This window comes from Halorubrum xinjiangense (genome assembly GCF_900102375.1).
GTDB classification, from domain to species: Archaea; Halobacteriota; Halobacteria; order Halobacteriales; family Haloferacaceae; genus Halorubrum; species Halorubrum xinjiangense.
In genome coordinates this window covers 18,103-39,889 of sequence record NZ_FNBO01000006.1, presented here as the reverse complement: position 1 = coordinate 39,889, position 21,787 = coordinate 18,103, and the positions used below count along the sequence as shown (strand labels likewise).

21 protein-coding genes and 1 tRNA gene are annotated in these 21,787 nt (G+C 70.2%); 10 read left to right on the top strand and 12 right to left on the bottom strand.

From position 1 onward, the window contains the following. The first annotated feature begins 30 nt into the window (after positions 1 to 30). Complete coding sequence (locus F3H13_RS08470) at positions 31 to 1,092, top strand: phytoene/squalene synthase family protein (protein WP_149798603.1); 1,062 nt, start codon at positions 31 to 33, stop codon at positions 1,090 to 1,092. A gap of 48 nt (positions 1,093 to 1,140) precedes the next feature. Here the strand turns inward: F3H13_RS08470 and F3H13_RS08465 are convergent, their stop codons facing one another. The 3 genes from F3H13_RS08465 to guaB form a co-directional block, all read right to left on the bottom strand. Beyond that, entirely contained in the window at positions 1,141 to 3,108 is a 1,968-nt protein-coding gene (locus F3H13_RS08465) for a DEAD/DEAH box helicase (RefSeq protein ID WP_149798602.1), read from the bottom strand. Positions 3,109 to 3,198: 90 nt separating this feature from the next. Next, positions 3,199 to 3,786 (bottom strand): HalX domain-containing protein, encoded by a 588-nt coding sequence (locus F3H13_RS08460; protein ID WP_149798601.1) that lies wholly within the window; start codon positions 3,784 to 3,786, stop codon positions 3,199 to 3,201. Positions 3,787 to 3,966: 180 nt separating this feature from the next. Beyond that, entirely contained in the window at positions 3,967 to 5,454 is a 1,488-nt protein-coding gene (gene guaB, locus F3H13_RS08455; RefSeq protein ID WP_149798600.1) for an IMP dehydrogenase, read from the bottom strand. Between the two features lie 604 nt (positions 5,455 to 6,058). On the opposite strand from guaB, the gene F3H13_RS08445 reads away from it, so the two are divergent. The 4 genes from F3H13_RS08445 to F3H13_RS08430 all read left to right on the top strand — a co-directional run bounded on the left by F3H13_RS08445 (position 6,059) and on the right by F3H13_RS08430 (position 8,314). Beyond that, entirely contained in the window at positions 6,059 to 7,072 is a 1,014-nt protein-coding gene (locus F3H13_RS08445) for a DUF5794 domain-containing protein (protein ID WP_149798598.1), read from the top strand. 105 nt (positions 7,073 to 7,177) lie between these two features. After that, entirely contained in the window at positions 7,178 to 7,402 is a 225-nt protein-coding gene (locus F3H13_RS08440) for a DUF5795 family protein (protein ID WP_149798597.1), read from the top strand. Positions 7,403 to 7,520: 118 nt separating this feature from the next. Next, positions 7,521 to 7,695: transfer RNA gene (locus tag F3H13_RS08435), tRNA-Trp, on the top strand. A gap of 403 nt (positions 7,696 to 8,098) precedes the next feature. Further along, positions 8,099 to 8,314: a hypothetical protein gene (locus F3H13_RS08430; RefSeq protein ID WP_149798596.1), complete on the top strand. Its 216-nt coding sequence runs from the start codon at positions 8,099 to 8,101 to the stop codon at positions 8,312 to 8,314. 201 nt (positions 8,315 to 8,515) lie between these two features. On the opposite strand, the gene F3H13_RS08425 is transcribed toward F3H13_RS08430, so the two are convergent. Further along, positions 8,516 to 8,716 (bottom strand): hypothetical protein, encoded by a 201-nt coding sequence (locus tag F3H13_RS08425; RefSeq protein WP_149798595.1) that lies wholly within the window; start codon positions 8,714 to 8,716, stop codon positions 8,516 to 8,518. Positions 8,717 to 8,826: 110 nt separating this feature from the next. On the opposite strand from F3H13_RS08425, the gene F3H13_RS08420 reads away from it, so the two are divergent. Continuing rightward, positions 8,827 to 10,131 (top strand): outer membrane protein assembly factor BamB family protein, encoded by a 1,305-nt coding sequence (locus tag F3H13_RS08420; RefSeq protein ID WP_149798594.1) that lies wholly within the window; start codon positions 8,827 to 8,829, stop codon positions 10,129 to 10,131. 23 nt (positions 10,132 to 10,154) lie between these two features. On the opposite strand, the gene F3H13_RS08415 is transcribed toward F3H13_RS08420, so the two are convergent. Both F3H13_RS08415 and F3H13_RS08405 read right to left on the bottom strand, forming a co-directional pair. Beyond that, positions 10,155 to 10,352 carry a DUF5800 family protein gene (locus F3H13_RS08415; RefSeq protein ID WP_149798593.1) on the bottom strand — a complete coding sequence of 66 codons (198 nt, stop codon included), beginning with the start codon at positions 10,350 to 10,352 and terminating at the stop codon, positions 10,155 to 10,157. 491 nt (positions 10,353 to 10,843) lie between these two features. Next, the gene (locus tag F3H13_RS08405) at positions 10,844 to 11,020 is read right to left on the bottom strand and encodes a DUF5786 family protein (protein WP_006113283.1); all 177 of its coding nucleotides are present in this window, start codon (positions 11,018 to 11,020) and stop codon (positions 10,844 to 10,846) included. Between the two features lie 164 nt (positions 11,021 to 11,184). Between F3H13_RS08405 and F3H13_RS08400 the strand changes: the two genes are divergently transcribed. Then, complete coding sequence (locus F3H13_RS08400) at positions 11,185 to 12,354, top strand: polymer-forming cytoskeletal protein (RefSeq protein ID WP_149798591.1); 1,170 nt, start codon at positions 11,185 to 11,187, stop codon at positions 12,352 to 12,354. Between the two features lie 109 nt (positions 12,355 to 12,463). On the opposite strand, the gene F3H13_RS08395 is transcribed toward F3H13_RS08400, so the two are convergent. After that, positions 12,464 to 13,234, bottom strand: coding sequence for a ribonuclease H-like domain-containing protein (locus F3H13_RS08395; protein WP_149798590.1), 771 nt, complete (start codon positions 13,232 to 13,234; stop codon positions 12,464 to 12,466). A gap of 146 nt (positions 13,235 to 13,380) precedes the next feature. Between F3H13_RS08395 and F3H13_RS08390 the strand changes: the two genes are divergently transcribed. Beyond that, a complete protein-coding gene (locus tag F3H13_RS08390) occupies positions 13,381 to 14,067 on the top strand; it encodes a glycerophosphodiester phosphodiesterase (RefSeq protein WP_149798589.1) in 687 nt (228 codons plus the stop codon). A gap of 45 nt (positions 14,068 to 14,112) precedes the next feature. On the opposite strand, the gene F3H13_RS08385 is transcribed toward F3H13_RS08390, so the two are convergent. Continuing rightward, positions 14,113 to 15,864: an alpha/beta hydrolase family protein gene (locus tag F3H13_RS08385; protein ID WP_149798588.1), complete on the bottom strand. Its 1,752-nt coding sequence runs from the start codon at positions 15,862 to 15,864 to the stop codon at positions 14,113 to 14,115. A 180-nt stretch (positions 15,865 to 16,044) separates the two neighbouring features. Between F3H13_RS08385 and F3H13_RS08380 the strand changes: the two genes are divergently transcribed. Further along, the gene (locus F3H13_RS08380; protein ID WP_149798587.1) at positions 16,045 to 16,782 is read left to right on the top strand and encodes an SOS response-associated peptidase; all 738 of its coding nucleotides are present in this window, start codon (positions 16,045 to 16,047) and stop codon (positions 16,780 to 16,782) included. 68 nt (positions 16,783 to 16,850) lie between these two features. Here F3H13_RS08380 and F3H13_RS08375 read toward each other — a convergent pair whose 3' ends face one another. The 4 genes from F3H13_RS08375 to F3H13_RS08360 form a co-directional block, all read right to left on the bottom strand. Next, complete coding sequence (locus F3H13_RS08375) at positions 16,851 to 18,308, bottom strand: small ribosomal subunit Rsm22 family protein (protein ID WP_149798586.1); 1,458 nt, start codon at positions 18,306 to 18,308, stop codon at positions 16,851 to 16,853. Between the two features lie 26 nt (positions 18,309 to 18,334). Then, complete coding sequence (locus tag F3H13_RS08370; RefSeq protein ID WP_149798585.1) at positions 18,335 to 19,102, bottom strand: prephenate dehydrogenase/arogenate dehydrogenase family protein; 768 nt, start codon at positions 19,100 to 19,102, stop codon at positions 18,335 to 18,337. An 89-nt stretch (positions 19,103 to 19,191) separates the two neighbouring features. Then, a complete protein-coding gene (locus F3H13_RS08365) occupies positions 19,192 to 20,493 on the bottom strand; it encodes an MFS transporter (RefSeq protein ID WP_149798584.1) in 1,302 nt (433 codons plus the stop codon). 92 nt (positions 20,494 to 20,585) lie between these two features. Next, positions 20,586 to 21,254: a DsbA family protein gene (locus F3H13_RS08360; protein WP_149798583.1), complete on the bottom strand. Its 669-nt coding sequence runs from the start codon at positions 21,252 to 21,254 to the stop codon at positions 20,586 to 20,588. A gap of 114 nt (positions 21,255 to 21,368) precedes the next feature. Between F3H13_RS08360 and F3H13_RS08355 the strand changes: the two genes are divergently transcribed. After that, positions 21,369 to 21,779: a DUF5779 family protein gene (locus tag F3H13_RS08355; RefSeq protein WP_149798582.1), complete on the top strand. Its 411-nt coding sequence runs from the start codon at positions 21,369 to 21,371 to the stop codon at positions 21,777 to 21,779. Positions 21,780 to 21,787: the final 8 nt, after the last annotated feature.

Here is a 21,787-nt window from a genome sequence, read left to right as displayed (position 1 = left end):
ATGCGTTGTGCCGTAAACACGGGCAACTGAATGAGCGGACGAGAACACGGCCCCGGCGAGGCCGACCTCGAGTGGTGTCACGAGGCGGTCCAGGGGGTCTCGCGGACCTTCGCGCTGACGGTCGACGTGTTAGAGGAACCGATGGCCTCGCAGATCTGCGTCGGCTACCTCCTCTGTCGCGTCGCCGATACGGTCGAGGACGCCGGCCACATCCCGCCGGACGCCCAGAGCGACGTGTTGCGGACGTACCGGCGGGCGATCGACCCCGACGACGAGACCGACATCGGCGAGTTCCGCGAGGCGGTCGACGAATGGTTGCCCGCCGAGCGCGACGACGACTGGACCGTCGTCGCCGAGGCGCCAACCATCGCCGCGACGTTCGCGGAGCTCGATCCGGAGGCGCAGGCAGCCATCGTCCCGCCCGTGTTGGAAATGGTCGACGGGATGGCGATGTTCGTCGACCGCCACGCCACCGAGGGCGGCCTCCGCATCGACGACCGCGACGAGTTAGAGCAGTACTGCTACTACGCGGCCGGCACCGTCGGCAACCTCATCACGAACCTGCTCACCCGCGGCGACATCGGCGAGGAGCGCGCGAGGCGCCTGCGGGAGACCGCCGAAGAGTTCGGGCTCCTCCTCCAGCTCGTGAACGTCTCGAAGGACGTCTACGACGACTACACCGAGGAGAACAACGTCTACCTCCCCGCCGAGTGGCTGGAGGCCGAGGGTGTCGACCAGGAGCGCGTCGTCCACCCGGAGAACCGCGAGTCGTCCGCGCGCGTCGTCGGCCGCACCGCCGACTACGCCCGCTCGTTCCTCGACGACGCGCAGGCGTACTTAGAGACGATGCCCCTCTCGAATGGGAACACGATGGAGGCGTGGACGGTCCCGTACCTGCTCGCGGTCGGCACCCTCCGCGAGCTCGGGAGCCGCCCGGAGGACGCGCTCACCGAGACCGGCGTGAAGGTGTCCAGACAGGAGGTGTTCGCGGTGATGTCCGCGGCGAGCGACGTGGGCCGCGACTCGCTCGCGGAGCTGCGGCAGACGATCGCCCGGACACCGTTCCACCGCGCCGTCGGCTCGGCGGACTGAGGCGCCGCGCTCCGACGCCGGTCGTCGCCGGTTTTCCCCGCCCGTTTCTCACAGCCGCGACCGCGCCCGCGACACCGCGGGGACGCGCACGCCGGTCGTCTCCCCGAGCGCCTCGGCCGCGCTCAGCAGCCACTCCGCGCGCTCAACCCGCGAGTCGAGGTCGCCGGGCCCGATCCGGTAGCGCTCGACGAGCTCCTCGACGGTCGCGCCGCCGATCCACTCGTCTAAGATCCGCGCCGTCTTCACCGACTCCAGCCACCCCTCGAAGTCGTCCGGCTCGGTCATGTCCGTGGTGAGGTGCGCGGCGTTGCTCCGCGCGAACCGGTATATCTCGGCGCGCTCGGCGTTCCCGAGGTAGGTGTCCTGCATGTCCGGCGTGTCGCAGATCACCTCGAATGCGGTGAGCGTCGTCGCCTCCGGGAGGCCGGCCGCCGCGCGAAGCCCGGCGACGATCCGCTCGCCGGTCTCGGGGCGCACGTACTGCTTCGAGGTCGTCTCGCCCACGGCGGTCGCGACGAGCCGGTAGTCCTCGACGCCGCCCGTCTCCCGGGCGACCATCCCGGCCGCGACGAGGTCGTCGACCGCGACCGCGACCGCGTCCGCGAGGCCGCCCGCGCCCGTCTCCCGCGCGTAGAACGTCCCCTCGAACACGTCGAGGATCTCCGTCTCGGTGGCCGCGAACCCCGTCGCGATCGCCGCGAGGACGTGCGTCCGGAGCGCGGCCGGGTCCGCGAGCTGCGACTCGACGGCCTCCGGCTCCCCTTCGACGTACCGCTTGTGGACTTCCTCGCGCGTGTCCGCGTCGGCGACGAGGACCGCCTCGCCGTGCGGGTCGAGCCCCGGGCGCCCCGCGCGGCCGCACATCTGGTGGACCTCGAGCGTCGGGATCCACGACATGCCGCCCTCCCCGTACCGCCGCTGGTCGCGGACGACGACCCGCCGGGCCGGCACGTTGACCCCCGCAGCCAGCGTGGGCGTGGCACAGATACAGGCAACGTCGCGCTCGCGGAACGCCGACTCGACGACCGCGCGGTGGCCGGAGCGGAGCCCGGCGTGGTGGAACGCGACCCCCGCCCGCAGGCAGTCGGCGAGCTGTCGGCCGGTGAGCGTACCGTCCACGTCGGTGACCTCCTCGGCCGCCGCGGCGGCCGCGTCTTCGACCCCCAGCGCCGCGGCGAGGCCGTCGTCCGCGAGCCGCTCCGCGAGGTCGACCGCCTCGCGCCGGGAGCGGACGAACGCGAGACACTGGCCGCCGTCGGCGACCGCGTCGGCGACCAGGGCGGCCGTAGCCTCGGTCGGGTCGGTTCCGTCCTCTTCGCCCGAACTATCTTCGCCGACTTCGGTTTCGGCGACGTCGACGGAAAGACTCGTGCCGTCGTCGAACGCGACCTCGCCGCCCACGGCGACGCCGGTCCGGAGGTCGACCGGGCGCCACGCGGACTCGACGAGGGCGGCGTCGAGCCAGTCGGCGATCGCGTCGGGGTTGTCGACGGTCGCCGACAGCGCCACCGTCTGGAGGTCGGGGTTCCGGCGCCGGAGCGTCGCCAGCGTCACTTCGAGGGTGGGCCCGCGACGCTTCGCGCCCAGCAGGTGGACCTCGTCGACGACGACGCAGGCCAGCTCGTCGACCCACGAGGCGCCGTTGCGGATCGCCGAGTCGACCTTCTCGCTCGTCGCGACGACGACGTCGTTGCCGGCGAGGGCCTCGCCGGTGGCGTCGAAGTCGCCGGTGGAGATACCGACGTCGACCCCGGGAAGGGCCGCGAACGTCTCGTACTTCTCGCGGGCGAGCGCGCGAAGCGGGCAGACGTACAGGCCGGGACCGTTTGCGGTCAGCAGCGCGAGCTGCGCGATAAACGTCTTGCCCGAGGCGGTCGGCACCGCCGCGACGACGTCGGCGCCCTCGCAGACGCCCGCGTCGACCGCGTCGCGCTGCGGGGGGTACAGCTCGCGCACGCCGCGCTCGGCGAAGTGGTCGACGACGGGCTGAGACAGCGGCAGGTCCCGGACGCGCATGTACCGCTCGTTCGGCGGGACCGGTGATAAATAGTCGGCGGAAATACCCCTACGGCGTCGGCGGAAATACCCCCTCGGCGTCGGCGACCGCTACGCGTCGGTGTCGAAGTCCTGGAAGAGCTTCTCGTAGTCGTCGTCGTCGGTCGCGACCGCGTCGCGGGACTTGTCGGCCCGCTCGCGGAGCTCCTCGATCCGATCGGTGAGCCGCTGGTACTCCGCGTTGTCCGCGAGGTCCGTGGCGCTCTTTTCGGCCTCCAGCATCGCCTTCTTCGAGGTCAACGAGAACAGCTCCTGTACCTCCGAGTCGTACTCGCCGCGCCGCAACAGCCCCTCGACGGTCTCGCGGAGCGTGTCGCTCGTGACGGGTTTGACGAGGTAGTCGTCGAACCCCATCTCTAAGATGTCGAAATCCGGCTCGACGGCGGTGACCATCGCGACCCGGCAGTCGATGCCGCGGTCGCGGACGGCGGTGAGGACCTCGTCGCCGGAGAGACCGGGCATCCGGCGGTCGAGGAGTATCGCGTCGACCTCGTTGTCGGCCTCGTCCAGCTGGTCCAGCGCCTCGCGGCCGCCGTACGCGGTTCGAACGCGGTACTCGTCGCCGAGCCAAGCGGCGTACAGGTCGGCCAGATCGGGTTCGTCCTCGACCACGAGGACCAGCGGCGGTTGCTCACTCATGGATGACCGGAGCGAGGGGGTGTTCGCTCACACGTTTCGTCTCGCCGCTGGCTATATTAAAATACCTCTTCGACGCGCCGTCCAAACGGGTGTTCAACGGGCGGGTTCCTCAACTGGCGGCGAGGCCGGACACTGGGACGGGACCGAACCCGGACCCCTCCGGCCGGCGATCGACCGTGGTTACTCGCCCGGGCTGTAGTTGGGCGCCTCGTCCGTGATCATCACGTCGTGCGGGTGGCTCTCGCTCTGGCCCGCCGAGGAGACGCGGACGAACTCCGCGCGCTCGTGGAGGTCCGGGACGGTCTCCGCGCCGACGTACCCCATCCCGGAGCGCATCCCGCCGGTGAGCTGGTGGAGCTCGGAGGCGAGGCTTCCCTTGTACGGGGTCGCCGCCTCGACGCCCTCGGGGACGAACTCCTCGTCTTCGTCCTCCTCTTTGAGGTAGCGGTCGCCGCCGCCGGACTTCATCGCGCCGACCGAGCCCATCCCGCGGTACTGCTTGTACTTTTTCCCGTTCATCGTGATGACGCGGCCCGGGGCCTCGTCGGTGCCGGCGAAGTAGGAGCCGAGCATCACCGCGTCGGCGCCCGCCGCGAGCGCCTTGATCGCGTCGCCGGAGTAGCGGATGCCGCCGTCGGCGATCACTGGCACGCCGTGGTCGGCGGCGACGTCCGCGACCTCCGCCACCGCGGTCATCTGGGGCATGCCAGCGCCGCTGACGACGCGCGTGGTACAGATCGATCCCGGCCCGATGCCGACCTTCAGCCCGTCGGCGAAGTCGACCGCGGCCTCTGCGGCCTCGCGCGTGCCGACGTTCCCGACGACGACGTCGGCGTCGACGGTCGCCTTGATCGCCTCCGCGGAGTCCAAGACGTTGAGGTTGTGCGCGTGCGCGCAGTCGATGAAGATGACGTCGACGCCGGCCTCGTCGGCCGCGACGGCGCGCTCTTCCTCGAAGGGGCCCACGGCGACGCCGGCCAACAGGCGCCCGCGCTCATCTCGGGCAGCCTCCTCGTGCTCGCGGCGCTGGAGGATGCCCTGCATCGTCACCAGTCCGACGAGCCGGTCGCCGCCGTCGACGATGGGGACGCGCTCGATCTTGTGTTCGTACATCAGTTCGAGCGCCTCGCGGGCCTCGACGTCCTCCGGCGCCGTGATGACCTCGTCCGTCATTGCCTCGCGGACGGCGTCGTCCTCGCCGACCTCCAGGTACGGGCGGATGTCGGTGCCGGAGATGATCCCGAGGACGGCGTCGTCCTCGTCGACGACGGGGGCCCCGGAGACGCCCTGTCGCTCCATCACGGCGTCGGCCTCGCGGACGGTGTCGTCCGGCGAGACGGTGACGACGTTCTCGCGCCGGATGACGAGTTCGTGGGCGCGCTTGACGCGCTCGACCTCGGCGGCCGTCTCCTTGACGGTCATGTTGCGGTGGAGGACGCCGAGACCGCCCTCGCGCGCCATGGCGATCGCGAGGTCGCTCTCGGTGACGGTGTCCATCGCCGCCGACAGCACGGGAACGGTGAGTTCGACACGCTTGGACACGCGGGTAGAGAGGTCCGCGTCGTCGGGCTCGACCCGGCTCTCCTTGGGGCGGAGCAACACGTCGTCGAACGTCAGCGCTTCCGGAACCTCGAGCTTCGCCGAGAATCGGCCAGAATCTGTCGCCATATAATCCGTCACGAACGGCCGATGAAAAGCGTTGCGAGACGGCACGGACGTGGTTGTTGGTCACATCCAAGTCCGTGTTGCATCCACGATCGTGGTCATTTATGGGAAAACCGCGCGCGGCGCGCGAGGGCTCGAACAGCTACTCGCCGCCGGGGGACGATGACTTGCCGCCCAGGGCGATGGCTTTCCGCCCGGGGCGATGACTTCCCACCCGGGGACGATGGCTTGCCGCCCAGAGGCGATCGGCGGTCGCGGGCACGGCCACCGAGAGATGATCGGAGAAGGTCGGAAACCGTCGACGTATCGTCGTCGAATGTGGGCGTTCGTCGTCGATCCTTCGTGTCGTGCGGACATGTCTCACACAACCTTTAACGCGACCGAAACACGTATATCAGGTATGGACTCCGACAGTCCCGTGAACGCGCGCATCGCCGGCCAGCCGAACGCCGTCCTCGGCGTCCGCTTTACAGCCGGCAATCCGCGCAAACCCTTTACATGGGCTCGTCGGACCTCCCGCGGCGTGGACTCCGCGTGCTGGTCCCCCGACCATCGCGAGTCGCACGCGTCCCACCGCCACCCCGCCGGTCAGGGCTATCGTCCCTAAATGAGCACGTCACGCCACCCGGTCGCCCTACGGCTCGAACAGCAGGTCGGGAGCGCGACGAGGCTGCTCGCGACCGTAATGGCTCTGCCGCTCATCGACGGCATCTTCCCCGCCTTAGTCGTCGCCGGCGTCCTCGGATCGGCCACGGGCGTCGTCGAGACCGGGATCCTCATCTTCGGCGGTTCCGCGACCGCGGCGGTGATCCTCGCGGAGATGGACGGCTCGCGGCGGGAGATGGTCACCTCAGTGCTACTAATCGGCGCGGTGATCATTCCGGTCGCCGCCGTTGAGGCCGCCTTGGCGCCGACCCTCCAAGGGGTCCTCGATCTCCCCGTCTTCGAGCGGTTCGCCGGGCTCGTCATCCTGACCATCGCCGCCAAGACCGCCAGCTCGGAGGTCGGCGAGTACCTGCCGAGCCCGGGCGTAATCATCGGGCTCGGCCTCGTCGCGAGCTTCAACCCGTCGGGCTTCGCCTGGGAGACGTCGACCGAGTACGTGGTCAACGGCACCGCGGCCGCCGGCGTGGGCGTGGCGTTCGCGCTGTCGATCGCGCTGCTGTCCCCGCACCTCCGCGGCCGCGTCGACATCGACCGGTTCCGGTTCGGCTCCGCGGTCGCGTTGGGCGTGCTCGCGCTGCCGATCCTGCTCGGTCCGTTCGACCTCATGCAAACCGAGGCGCCGGTCGCGCTCGCGGTCCTCGCCGTGACCGCCCTCTTCGCGTACGACCCGAACGCGACCGGACCGGGAAGTGTCGACGATGACGCTCCCGACGACGACGACGCCCCGGACGGTTCCGCCGACGGAACGGACGCGCTGGACGACGGCCCGAGCGACTCCGGCGAGGAGTCGGACGCCGACGCGCCGAGCGATCCGCCGCTCGACGCGCCGCCGGAGGGGCCCTCGCCCATCGTCGACGACGACGTCGCCGTCCTCGCGAACGGGGGAGAGGGGCGCGAGACCGACGACGACTCCGACCCCTTCACGGACGACGACTCCCGAGCGCCCTGGCTGTGATCGGGGGCCGTCGACCGCGGGCACCGCGTGTCGCCCCACGCCGTTCGTCGCGGCGGGGGCCGAACGTGTCGCGGGGGTTTAGGTGCTCGGCGCCGAACGGCGGGTATGTCGAACCGCGTCGTTCAGGGGCGGATGGTGACGCCAGAGAAGCTCGCAGAGCTGGTCGAAGGGGAGTCCGTGCTGGAGGCCGAGTCGATCGCGGACGCCGACCGCGACTGTCCGGAGTGCGGCGGCGACGTCATCTCGGTCGGGTATATGCCGAGCGTGACCGAGTTCGTCACCGGCTACAAGTGCCAGGACTGCGATTGGAGCGACGACGACCGGTCATAGCGCCCGTCGGATCGCCGAGGCGTCACGCGCTTTCGGTCGTCGCCGTCGCGTCCCCCGAACGCCGTCGATCGAAACCCCTTTATCCGCGTTTCGGCAACGGTCTGATGCGAGATCACGCGGGGCTGTGGCCAAGCCAGGCATGGCGACTGACTCCAGAGGCTTGCGCCCGGGACGACACTCCAGACTGATATACCGAGCGGCCGACTGATCATCGGTCGCGTTGACGACCCTCTGGAGTTCCGAGGCGCACCGGAGATATCAGTCGATCGGGGGTTCAAATCCCTCCGGCCCCACTTCCTGCCGTCGCGAGCAACACCACGAGCGACGGCGACGTGCTGAGGAGGGATTTGAACCCAGCGGACGAGCGGAGCGAAGTCCGCGTGGTTCACAATCCCTCCGGCCCCATATTACTCCGAAACACTCTGTAATTGGCAGCAGAGGACCTGTTCGTTAAATTCTCCGCCTCCGAGGATAGTTATATTTCATTCGATCAGGGGATGATGAGACGCGCCATGATACGATTTGGAAACAAGATGTAAAGCGAAAGTAGACTATCTTGAGCGTCCTCAATGCGCCTAAGCTCTCCACCCTATTCTGGCAAAAACACCGTGAGAGGTATAGATAACAGATAGCTCTCTCACTAGAAATCAGAATCGGAATTCAAATGCCCGAATGGTTGTAACATGGGATGTCCGAATGTCAGAAGATAGCAGTTCTACCCACGTACCCAGCCAGCCCGTTGTTGTCCAAGAAGATACCCATCAAAACGAAATTCCAGAGAATATCGACTCAGAGCTGTATTCGGCAGACAGCCCCACTAACTCGTTCCACGAGTTCACGATCGAGCGTGGAGACGACCTCGTTGAAGCACTCCGCAATAACGGCTACACGGTCAAATTCAGAGAGCGGTGACATTCAGCTTGGACTTCGTTGGGACACGTAGAAACGGATAGGTTCGGTGTGCTTAGTCTGTGTGAGGCATGGCTCACTCCTCGTCAGTCGGTTCCAACGGAAGACGCTCGGGATCGGAGTAGGGGAAAAGAAGCGTACTCGACGGACAGGAACGGGCTCGTCGACCGGTCAGCGGCGTCGAAAATTCGATTCGGCTTCCAACTACCGACGCGCCACGATCCGCGCGGCCATCACACCGACGAGCGCGATCATGCCCGCCATCGCGAGGTAGATCCCCAGCCCGATTATTTCGCCGTTCGAACCGTTCACGCCCGCGAGACCCAGGAACACGAGGGCGATGACGGCGTGGAGCGCAAACACGCCGGACGGGACGTTCGCGCCGAGGTCGAATCCGATCTCCATACTCTCGCTTCGGGCAGCGACGGAAAAAGTCGTCCGGTCGAACCGCGCGACCCCGGCCGCGACCGGCGCGGCCGCCACACTAAAGCGACCCCGACGCGACGGCTACCCCGATGACCGACGCCCGCTCTCGACGCGAGTGGCTCGCCGCGGTCGGCGCGGCGACGACCGCCGCCACGGCCGGCTGCGCCTCCCTCGACAGTCCGCCCGTCGACGACGAGGAGCGGGAGGCCCCGGACGTGGACCCCGGCACGGGAGATCCGACGCCGCAGACGATTCCTCCGGGCGTCGCGCAGTTCCGCGGGTCGCTGGAGCGGTGGGGATACTACCCCGACGAGACGGTGCCCGACGCGGTCGAGGAGGCGTGGCGGATCCCGGAGGTGAACACCGGCGAACACAGCGCCGCGAAGGCGAGCGCCGTGCCGACCCCCGACGGCGGGATCGTCCTCCCGGGCGACACCGGCGAGCTCCTCGCGATCACGGCCGACGGCGACGTCCGCTGGCGCGGCGAGACCGACATGGAGGGCCGCGGGCTCCACGGGACGCCGGCGGTCGCGGACGGCCGCGCGTACGTCGGCGCGTACGACGGTGTCTGCTACGCGTTCGCGCTCGACTCCGGCGACCTGGAGTGGTCGACGAACCTCGGCGGCTCGATCGGGTCGAGCCCGCTGTACCTCGACGGCGAGCTGTACGTCTCCGTCGAGTTCCCGGACCCCGAGGGCCGGCTGTTCGCGGTCGACGCGGAGACGGGCGACGTCACCTGGGAGGAGCCCGACCACCGGCCCACAGACCACCCGCACTCCTCGCCCGCCGTCTCGCTCGACGCCGGCCGGATGGTGTGCGGGTCGAACGACGGCTACCTCTACTGCTGGAGCTTCCCGGACCTAGAGTTCCAGTGGCGGTTCGCGACCGACCCGCCGGAGTCGAACCAGGGCGAGATCAAGGGGCCGATCGCGACGTACGACGGCGCCGCCTTCTTCGGCTCGTGGGACTTCAGCGTGTACCGTGTGGACCTAGCGACGGGCGAGGAGGACTGGCGCTTCGAGACGGGCGACCTCTCGATGACGGGGCCCGCGATCGACCCCGAGCGCGACGTCGTGTACATGGGGAGCCACGACGACCACCTCTACGCGCTCGACGTGTCGACGGGCGAGATGGAGTGGCGCTTCCGGACCGGCCGCCCGCTCACCGGCTGCGCGACGACCACGGGCGACCGCGTGTTGACGGGCTCGAAGGACGGGTCACTCTACGCGCTGGAGGCAGACTCCGGCGACGAGGTGTGGCGGGTCGAACACGACGGGTGGGTGACGAGCACGCCCCGCGTCGTCGACGGCGACATCTACTACGCCGAGCGGGCGCCGGACCCGCACGGCGACGACACCGACGGCGGCGGCTACAAGCTCGTCGCCGCGGAGTGAGAAAGAGTCCTCCGAGTCGTCGGTCACAGCACGTCGCCGATTCGGACCGGCTCGCCGTCCAGTTCTGGGTCCTCGGCGACGATTGTTAGGACCTCGTGGTCGGTAACGTCCCGGTACGACTTCCCGGTGGCCTCCTCGATCAGCGTCTTCTCCAGTTCGAACTCGGTCCCCTCGTAGACGACGTCGACCCCGCGGTCGGTGAACGTCAGCTCGGTACTCATGCTTCCGGCTACTCCGCGCGAGATGATAAGCGGCACGCACCCCGGAGCCGACGGCGACGCGGCGCGTGACGCGGGGCACCTGCGACGGACGCAGCGCAACCGCCGTCAGATGGCCTTACACGCGGCGTCGTGTCCGGAATCGCAGAGCCGTTCGAGCGTTTCGCACGCCTGTTCGTTCCCGTTTGCGCAGAGCCGCCGAGCGAGCGCGACCGTCGCCGCCGAGGTGGTGACTCCGTCGGACTCGTCTGCGCCGTCGGCGCTGTCGTCGTCAGCGGCGTCGGAGCGATCGATACGGCGTGTCCGCCTCCGGCGACTCTTCCGCGTCGGGCGGCCGGAACGGTTCGGTCGGCCGTGCCTCCGTGGCATATAGTAGCACACGCCTCAGTCGATAATAAATCCGAACCGGCTGTGCGAACGATACGCACACCGATACCCGGGTGCTCGCCAGTAGGCCGCGTTTCGCGGGAGAAATCCCGCAGGAAAGGGACGCTTCAGTCGTCGTCGTCGCGCATCTCCGAGAGGCGGCCGACGAGGTCGTCGGTGTCGGCGTCGCCCTCGATGGAGACCTCGCCGTCGTGGTCGTTCTCGTGGACGTTCACCGCGTCGTCCTCGTCGGTGTCGACGTCCTGGTCCTTCTGTTCGCTCTCGTCGTACGATCCGAATCCCATGAGCGTTCCTTCGGCGGCGCACTGAAAAGCGCGGCGACCGCGATCCCGTGCGATAGCGATTCACTCGCGGGCGTAGTGGACGCTGCGGGCGGCGGAACCCGTTCGCGTCCGACGCTCGTCCGACGCCCCGTACCGTTTATACCCGCGGGGCGACTGCTCCCGGTGTGTCGCTGCGAGGAGACGGCCCAATAGAGGAGCTCGCTATCCCCTCGGGGACGACCGTCGAGGAGCACGACGTCGTCGTCGACGGCGACGTGCTCGTGGGCGGGCAGTCGACGGTCAAGCTCGGCGTCCGCGGTCGCAACGTCGCGGTCGGCGAGCGCGTGCGCGTCGCCAACGACATCGAGGCCGAGGGCGACTGCCGGCTCGACACCTGGTGTTCCGTCGACGGCAACGTGCTTGTCGGCGAGGACGCGTACCTCGGCGAGCGAGTGACCGTCACCGGCCGCCTGATGGTGTCGGGCGACCTCGACATCGGCGACGACGTGACGATCGAGGAGGGGTTCGAGGCCAACGGCTGGATCGTCATCCGCAACCCCGTCCCCACCATCGTCTTCTACTTCATCGTTCTCTCGCAGCTGCTGCGCGTCGGCGAGACCGACGCGGCCGACGAGCTGGCGGAGGCGCTCGCCGACGGCGACGACGTCCGCGACCCCCTGCTGATCCCGCGCAGCGCCGAGATATCCGACGACGCCTGGCGCGTGTCGACTCCGGCGACCGTCGGCGACGACTGCCGCCTCCACGGCAACCTCCGCGCGACGTCGATCCGCGTCGGCGAGCGCAACGAGGTGTTCGGCTCGCTGCGCGCCCGCGAGGACGTCACCGTCGGCGCCGACACGGTCATTCACGGCGACGTGACGACCCGGGGCGGCACCGTGACCGTCGAGGGCGGCGCGCGCGTCCTCGGCGACGTCTCCGCCGGCGATCTGGTGGTGTACGACGGCGCGGAGATTCAGGGCACCCTCCGGGCGCGCGGCGAGATGAAGCTGATCCAAGAGACGGAAGGAGCGGTCGACGACGCGGACGAGGCGGACGCTGACGAGGAGAACGAGGCGGACGCTGACGAGGAGAACGAGGCCGACCCTGACGAGGCGAACGAGACCGACACTGACGACGTCGACGCCGCCGACATCGATAGCGACGACAGCGACTCAGAGCCGGACGACGAGCCGGTCGAAAACGAGTCGCCGGCGGACGATGACGGAGAGGAAGTGGAAGCCGACGAGGAGGCGACCACCGAGGAAGCCGACGACGACGAAGCCGACAAAGCGGAGGCGACCGCCGAGGAGGCCGCGCCGATGACGGCGGACGCGACCTCCGAAGACGAGTCCTGAGCGCGAGCGAATTCGGCGTCGGAACCGGTTGCCCAGTCCGAGGTCGGAAACCGCTTCGACGACCCGTGGCGACGGCGTATCCCGGTGGTTCGGGGCCTATCGGATCCGATCAGTCGCCGTCCCTCTCCGGGGCCCCGACGAACACTTGCTCGTCCAGCGCCTCGCAGACCGCGTCGGCGAGCGTCCGGAGGTTCACGGTGTCCTCTCGGTTGTACGAGACGAGCGTCTCGAGGGCCTCGTCGCTCCCGCGCTCGTACTCGTGCCAGAGCCGGACCGCGTCGCGGCCGGAGATGTCCGGGCGGTCGCGGTCGATCCCGAGCTGTTTCTCGATCGGTTTCAGCCCGCCGGAGAGCCCGATCCGCTTCGCCGGGTACATCAGGTCGAGGTGCGGCGTGTCGATTTCGACGTCGAAGGAGGTCTCGAGGAAGGGCACGTCGAAGCGCGCGCCGTTGAACGTCGCGAGCAGGCTCGCGTCCGCGAACTGCTCGCGGAGCCGCCGCGCGGTGAGGTTCTCGCCCGCGACGAGCGTCGTCGTCTCGCCGCCCTGATGGAAGCTCACGGTCGTCACCCGGTCGCGCCGCTCGTCGAGGCCGGTCGTCTCGATGTCGAAAAAGCAGGTCTCCTCGCGGAAGTTCTCGTAGAGCCGCCAGCGCTCGCCCGACGGGAACTCCCGGTCGAAGTACGCGGAATCGCCGTCGTCGAGCCGCGCGAGCGCCTCTGCGATGAACGACTCGATCCGTTCGGCGGTCGTCGTCCCCACGCCCGCGACGTCGACCGCGGGGTCGAACTCCTCCCACGTCGTGACCCCTCGCTCCCAGAGGCGCCGTTCGGTCGTCTCGCCCACCCCCTCGACGGGGATGAAGCTGTTCTCGATGCGCATGTCCGTCCCGGAGCGACGCGCGGGGAAAAAGCCGACGGGAACGGCCGCGGGGCCGGGAAGGGGAGAAGTGCTAACAGGGTTCGACGCGGAGACGCGATCGTGACCGACCGACCGATTCGACCGACGAGAGAAGTGGAACCGGCGAGATGAGCCGGGCGGACCCGGCCGACGTCACGCTCGTCGGCCACCGCGGCTGCGCCGGGCAGTACCCGGAGAACACGGTCGCCGCGGTCGAGCGCGCGGCGCCGCACGTCGACGCGGTCGAGGTGGACGTGCGCCGTTGCGGGAGCGGCGAACTCGTCGTCTTCCACGACGCAGAACTCGACCGGCTGACCGGCGCGTCCGGGCGCGTCGCGGAGGCCGCTTGGGGCGACCTCCGCGAACTGACGGTCCTCGACTCCGACGAGCCGGTCCCGCGGCTCGGCGAGGCGCTCGCGGCTGCGCCCGACGACCTTCTCGTCAACGTCGAGATCAAGGAGCCGGACGCCGCGAGCGACGCGCTCGATGCGGCCCGTCGGGCGGAAAACGACGCGCTGTTCTCTTCGTTCTACCCCGAGGGGTTGGTGACGCTGCGTGACCGCGATCCGACGACGGACCGCGCGCTGCTCGTCGCAGACGGAACTCCGGAGCGTGCGGTCGAGACGGCGACCGACCTCGGCTGCGTCGCGGTCCATCCGCCGATCGATCTCGCGACCGATCCGGGGTTCGTCGAGACGGTACACGAGGCCGGACTCGCCGTGAACGCGTGGACCGCGACCGACCGCGAGGACGCGGCGCGGCTCCTCGCGGCCGGGGTCGACGGGGTCATCGCCGACCGGTGGGACCTGTTTTAGGTCGGAACCGAAGCGACGGGGCCCCGAGGTGCCTCCTCGTCGCCGTCAGAGCGGGAGGTGCGTCGCCTGCGAGGCGACGACGAGCCACGTCACGAGCAGGGCGTTGAGGACGGCACCGACCCACACCCGGCCGGTGCGGTGGAAGCTGTACGTCGAGACGGCGCCGACGCCGATCAGCACGCCGACGAACTGGAAGGCGATGATCGTCTGGAGCGCCGTGGCCGGCAGTGGCAGCGCGCCGGTCGCGAACAGCCAGCCGTACTGAACCGCGAGGAACCCGACGAACGGGCCGGCGAGCAGGCCGACGTTGCCAGCGATCGCCCGGCGCAGGGAGTGGGTCGCCGCCGGGGTGCGCAGCCGGCCGTGGAGCAGCAGTTCGAGCGCGAGGAAGAACGCGAGGAACGCCGGGAAGTAGCCGATCCCGATCCGGACGTGGAGCGCGCTCGGTGGCTTCAACGCGAGGATCCACGCGCGGAAGTCGAGCGTGAAGACGGCGTCGAACGCCAGCAGCAGCCCGAGCAGCGCGAGCGCGGTCCCGCCGGCGATAGCGACGGACCGAGCCAGCGTTCCCGCGCCGCCGCCCGCGTCCAGCCCGTACCGGGCGCGCGCCTCCGCGAACGTCCGGTCGCTACGGAGATGCCAGACGCCGAGCAGGAGGGCGATGATCGCCGCGTTCCCCAGGATCCACGCGACGATGCTGTTCGTCTCGTTCTGCGGCGTCACCGCGGTCAGCGGTATCAGTTGGCCCCCGAGGAGCATCAACGGATAGTAGGTCGCGACGGGGAGCAGGGCGGTCAGCGCGACCGAGAGCCCCCAACCGAGGTCGCGCTCGGCGACCGGCTCCGGAACGGACCGCGTCGCCGCGGAGAGCGCGCCCGCCTCCGAGAGCGTCCCGATCGTCGGGAAGAGGAACAGGAAGCCGCCGAGCAGCGCGACGGCGGTCCCCAGCTCCTTCCAGTGCCAGATCTGGTCGCTCGGGTCGAGCGACGTCTCGCCGCCCGTCGTCCGCTCGATCCACTGAACGGTCTGTCCGACCGCGGTCGGCGAGTGGTGCGTTCCGGGGTGCGTCGTGCCGGGCTGGTACAGCGCCCGTGCGGTCCCCGACTCGAAGTCGCCGTACACCGCGCCGGTCTCGATCGCCTCGTCGGTGCCGAACACGGACTGGAGCTTCTCGCTTTCCGGGGTCGCCGGCGCGGTCCCAGTCTCCCACATCAGCTGGTGGAACTCGTCGTACTCGGCGTACACGACGCCGAGGTTCCGCGGGAACGTCGCGTTACCCGGCGGCGCACCGGCCGAGCCGGTCGACGAGCCGGCGAGGACCATGGACTCGTACCGGTCCGGATACGTCGCGGCCGCCGCGACGGACGCCCAACCGCCCATCGAGTGGCCTTCGAGCGCGATCTGGTCCTCGTCGACGAGTTCGTGCTCGGAGAGATATGCGAGCGCGGGCGGACCGCCCCATCCCTGCGAGAACGCCGGCGGGTCGGAGTAGCCGTGACCGGTCTGGTCGATCGCCAACACGACGTGGCCGCGCCTGGCCAACTCGATCGCGAACGGCGCCTGCGTCTCCTTGCTGTTGATGTACCCGTGGGTCGCCAGCACGCCCGGCGCCGGGTCGTCGGCGCTGACCCCGGGCGGGACGTAGAGGTACGCGTCGATCGTTCCCCCTTCGGTCTCTATCTGCGTCTCCTGAATCGTCACGTCGCCGCCGGCGGTGTGTCCCCACCAGCCGACGACGCCGCCGAGGAGTACCAGCGCGAGCGCGATTCCAAACAGTACGAGCGTGTTTCTGTTCATAGTTACTGATGACCGTAGGTCAGTCATGAATATTAGAGACATATAATGGTGTGCGAAGCGGAATCCGGTCGATAAACACGTCGACGGGCCGTGACGACGTCCGCGAGGCGGCCGGCGCCCGCCGCGGGGAAACTGACTCGCCTGCGTCGAATTGAAGCCGGTTCGCGCCGACGGTCGCGTATGTGCGGCCGCTACACCCTCTTCACCCCGACCGACGATCTCGAAGCCCGCTTCGGCGCCGACTTCGGCGACCGCGAGCCGAGCTACAACTGCGCGCCCGGGCAGTCGCTCCCGGTGATCGCGGACGAGGAACCGACGGAAGCGACGCGGATGGAGTGGGGGCTCACCCCCTCGTGGGCCGACGAGTCGTTCGACCTGATCAACGCCCGCGGGGAGACGGTCCGCGAGAAGCGGAGCTTCGCCGACGCCTTCGAGCGCCGGCGCTGTCTCGTCCCAGCCGACGGCTTCTACGAGTGGGTCGGCGGCGAGCGTGGGTCCGGAAAAACCCCCTACCGCGTCGCCTTCGAGGACGATCGCCCGTTCGCGATGGCCGGGATATACGAGCGTTGGGAGCCGCCGACGCCGGAGACGACCCAGACTGGGCTCGGCGCGTTCGGCGGCGGAAGCGGGGGTGAGGACCGCGACGGGGGTGCCGACGACCAGGACGTGATCGAGACGTTCGCGATCGTCACCACCGAGCCGAACGACCTCGTCGCGGACCTCCACCACCGGATGGCGGTAATCTTAGACCCCGACGCGGGCGAGGAGGAGACGTGGCTTCGGGGCGACGCGGACGAGGCCGCCGGCCTCCTCGACCCGTATCCGAGCGACGACCTCGCCGCGCATCCGGTGTCGACGCGGGTGAACTCGCCGAGCGTCGACGCGCCGGACCTGATCGAGCCCGTCGCCGGCGACTGAGCGGCGACCGCCGGCGGAGGGGTTCGCCGCGGCTCAGCGCGGTCGGCGCACGACCGCGGCCGCGGAACTCAGGGCGCGACCAGGTCGACGACCGTCTCGTCGTCGACGACGACGTTGTACGCGCCCTCGTCCTCGTTCCAGAGGACGAGCCCGTTCTCGACGAAGACGACCGAGCCGTAGCCGGCCTCGCGGAGGTCGCGGTTCAGCGCGGTCTCGCGGGTACAGACGAGGTAGTGGTCCGTCGCCTGCGAGCCGTCGCCGACGCGGTAGAGCGCGTTGTCGCCCTCGCTTAAGTCGTGGCTCAGCTTCACCGCGAGCAGGTTCACCCGGTCGGTGACGTGCCGCTCCGACTCGGCCATGCGCGCGCACCGCTCCGCGCTCGCCTCGATGTCGACGCGCCGCTTCCCGTCGGGGCGCAGGATCGAGTAGGCGAACTGGACGTCGACGTTGACGAACTCGCCCGGCTCGTCGGTCTCGCCGCGCGCCGTCGCCTCGTCGAGCCGTCGCTGGAATGGCGGGACCGCGAGGTCGGCCGCGACGTCGAACGACCAGCCCGGGTCGCTCGGGACCGCGTCGGGCCACAGCCGCAGCGCCGGCGAGTAGATCTCGGCGTCGCGTCCCGGGTCGCCGCCGGACGCGACGACCTCGCGCTCGACCCGCCGGAGCCCGATCGCGGTGTTCCGGTCGGCCGGCGCGAACGCGACGAGGCTCCCGTCGGGCGCGAGCGCGTCGAGCGCGGCGTCCGCGACCGCGACCGGGTCGGCGAGCTCCGAGAGGACGTTGCCGAAGAGCACGAGGTCGAAGGAGTCGTCCGTGTCGGAGGCAGGTCCTTCCTCCTCGTCGAGCCCGAGGAACGCTTCGGCCGTCGTCTCGTGGACCGTCGTCCGGAAGTTGCGGCCGGTCTCCTCAAGCATTCGGTCGAGGACCGCGGTCGCGGCGCTCGGCTCGACGGCGTGGTACTCGACGACGGCGTCGTCGGGGAGGTAGTCGTGGAGTCCGAGCGCGGGGCCGCCCACGCCCGCGCCCACGTCGAGGACGCGGAGCGTCCGGTCGAGCAGGCCGTTCTCGGTCAGGTCGTCGAGGACGTACCCGACTGTCGCGTAATACGCCGGCAGGTGGTATATCGCGTAGCCGAGCGCTGCGACGCGGTCGTACTCGACCTCGTTCTCGTAGAGGTAGTCCGTCTTCAGCCGGCGGACGCGCTCGCGGATCTCGTCGCCGGACTCGCCGCGGTGCCAGTTCGCGCCGTACTCGCGGACCAACAGGTCCTCGACCGCGAACGCGTACGCCTCCGGCAGCGCCGCCGGCGCCCAGCCCGGCGGGTCGACCGGGCTCTCCTCGACGGGGACGAAGGCGCCGTCCTCGCGCTCCCGGAGCCGGAGGCCGAACGCCTCCTCGCGGAGCGTCTCGCGGACGACCGCCGGGTGGGGGGTCCCCTCGATGTACTCGGCGATCTCCTCGGGGTCGATCGGTCTGACGTTGCGCAGGTAGTTCGCGTTGTTCCGGACCGCGGTTCTGTCGATCATTGGGTTCTCGTCTGCCTCGGGTCGTCTCACTCCAGTCGGTCCCGCCCCTCGCCGTCGCCGCGGGCGCGCTCGTAGAGGGCGGCGAACGCCTCGTCGTCGGCGTCCGCGATCGCCGCCGCGGCGTCGGCCACGTCCTCGGCGCCGTCGAAGGCGCGCTGTATCTCGGCGTACACCGCGGGCGACCCCTCGGTGACGGTGTCGGCCACCTCGTCGAGCGCGGCCGAGACGGGGGTGTGGAACTCCTCGCGGACCGGGTCCGCGGCGAGCCGCCACGCGAGCACCGCCGCGTGCGCCCCCGCCTGAACGGTCTCCATCGCCTCGTCGTGTTCGGCCGCGGTCGTCTCGAAGACGTCGTTGCCGCCGGCCTCGATGGCGGCCGAGAGCGACTCCACCGCCGGCCCGTCCTCGTCGACGACGACCGCGACGTTGCCGGGCACGCGCGGCGGGGCGAAGAGCGGGTGGTAGCTCGCGCGTTCGAGGTCGGGGGCGTGCTCGCGCATCGCGGCGAGCGCGTCGGTCATCTCCCCCGAGACGTCGACTATCGCCCGCTCCGCGCGCGGCGCGTACGCCTCGACCGCCGCGGGCACCGCCGACATCGGCACCGCGAGACAGACGAGGTCGTGCGTCGTGTCCCCGTCGACGTCGACCGTCCGGGCGTCGCGCCCCGCTGCGGCGTCGGCTGCGACTGCCGGATCGCGGTCGGCGAACGCGACGCTCGCGTCGACCGGCGCGGCGTCGGCGGTGTCGGCGACCCAGCGTCCGATCTCGCCGGCGCCGACCACGAGGAGGTCCATCGGTTACGGGAACGCAGGTGACGCGCCGGTTAAAAGGACTCGCCTCGGGGCGGGGAGGCGCCGAGAGGTCTTCGGTGGTCCGTCCGGGCTCACCCCTCTGCGCCGAGCCGACCGACCACGCCCGTGCCGGGCGAGATGGACCGGACCGCCGGCAGCAGCGCGAGCGCGATGGCCAGCTCCAGCCCGCCGACCGCGAGGAACGCGGGGGTGTAGCCGAACGCCTCCGTGGTGCTCCCGCCGATGAGGAAGCCCGTGAGGAAGCCGAGCGAGCCGAACACGTTGAACAGCCCCATCGCCGCGCCCCTGACCTCCGGCTCGACGAGGTCGGTGACGAGCGCCATCGTCGCCGGCGCCATCAGCGCGCCGCAGACGCCGACGAACACCATCAGCCCCGCGGCGACGGGGTAGGCCGGCGCGACGCCGACGCCGATGGTGACGACGCCGTACGCGAGCGAGCCGGCCACCACGGGGAGGAAGCGCCCGATCCGGTCCGAGAGAGCCCCGAACGGCGACTGGAGCAGCGCGAACGGGACGAAAAAGAGCGCGAGCGTCGCGCCCGCGCCGGCCGCCGAGAGCCCGAACGTGGCCGGGTCCTGGAAGTAGTAGACGCCGACCAAGGCGAAGAAGCCCGCCGTCAGGCGGTCGACGAAGCCGAACGCGAGGGGGACGAGGAGGCCGGGGGTCGTCCGGGCGCGGGCGAGCACGTCGCGGAAGCCGACCTCGTCCGGCGTCTCGGAGTCGGCTTCTCGCTCCGTCGAGGCCGTCGCCGCCCGGTCGCCGACGGTCGCCGCGAGCACCCCCGCCGCGGCCAGCACGACGGCGCCGGCGTACACCGGGTAGAGCGCGCCGAGGTCGGCGAGCGCCCCGCCGACGACCGAGCCGACCGCGGCGCCGAGCCCGATGGCGAGCCCCGCAGTCCCCATGTTGCGGCCGTTGCCGCCGCGTAAGTCCATCAGGAGCGTGATCGAGAGCGAGAACGCGCCGATGGTGAGCGCCCCCCCGACGACCCTGACGAGGAGCGCGGCCTCGAAGCCGAGGCCGAGCCCCGGCAGCGACGCGAGCGCGACGTACGACGCCGCGCCGCCGAGCGCGCCGGTGACGATCAGCGGGACCCGCGTCCCGAGCGCGTCCGAGAGCGCCCCCCAGACGACCGCGAACGTCACGAACGCCCCGAACTCGGCGACGAGGAACCACATCCCGGCGTCGATGCCCGCGGGCGCGCCGAGCGCGACGACGAGGGCCGGGACCCCGGGATAGAGGAGGACCTGCGAGATCAGGACCGCGAGGACGACCGCGCCGAGCCGGCGGCGGTCGGCCGCGTCCGCGTCGGCCCCGGAGGTATCGAGATCGACGGAGGCGGAATCCTCGGCGGACCGGTCGGCGTCGCTCATCCGTTTATAAAACGGGTCGAACGGGCAAAAGATCCGCGCTCCGGGGCGTGTCGCCGCTCGCGGTTCGGACGGGCGGTCGCGTCCCCCCCGTCTCAGAGTTCGGCGTCGATCGCCGCGGCGATCGACTCTGCCGCGTACCCCTCTTCGACCGGGCTCCCGTTGACGAATATCGTCGGCGTCCCGGAGACGCCCATCGACTCGCCCTCGGACTTGTCGCTCTGGGCGGCCTCCTCGTACGCCGTGAACTCCGCGTCAGAGAGGACCGCGCAGGGGTCCGCGCCGGCGGCCTCCGCGGCCGCGCCGAGCGCCTCGCCGCTGTAGTCTCCCTGCGACTCGTAGGCGGCCGAGGCGAACTCGAAGAACGCCTCGTCGCCGTTCCGGGCGCCGACGCCGCGTGCCGCGCTGGCGACCGGGACCGCCCAGGTCTCGTTGACCGGGAGCGGGAAGTCCCAGTGCTGGTAGTGGACATCGCCGGGGTCGATGTACTCCTCGCGGATCGTCGGGAAGTGGTCGAGCTTGTACGTCGCGCAGTGGCCGCAGGTGAAGTCCTCGAACGCCTGAACGGTCACGTCGGCGTCGGGGTTTCCGAGGGTCGGCCGGTAGTCGAGATTCGGGTCCGTCGGCTCCGAGAGAGAGCAGTCGTACTCGCCGGTGTCGATCGCGCTCTCGCCGCCATCGCTCCCCCCGCCGAGGCAGCCGGCGACGCCGACGACGCTGACCGTCGCTCCGGCCGCGAGCAGGGACCGCCGCGTGCGTTCCATATCGCCTGGTGGGGTCGGCGCGCACTTAACCGCTCCGCGACCGGGCGAGGGGCGTCGTCGCGTGCGGCCGCCCCGCTCCCGAACGCTTTTGCCGCCGCCTGTCGACGCCCACGTATGAGCGACTGGGACCTCGACCTGCGGGACGCCGAGGCGAAGATGGACGAGGCGTTCGCGGCGGCGGGCGACGTCGTCCTCGGCGTCTTGGACGGCACGACCGACCCGGAGGAGTGGGTCCGCAGCGTCGACTACGGGAACACGCTGGTGTTGTCGATCGAGGGCGACCTCAACGAGCTCGCCGCCCCCTTCGCGCGCGACGTGAAGGACATGGACGGCGAGCTGATGCACTTTCGCGGCTTCCTCGTCGTCACCCCGCCCGGCGTGAGCATCGACACCGATCGGCTGAGCGACTCGGACGACGACGAGGCGGAGGGGAACGAAGCGGAGGGAGGCGAGTCGGAGGCACACGGAGGGAACGACGCCGACCGCGAGGTTGCCGGTTCGGACGCACCCGCTGACGAGCGCTGAGCCCGGCC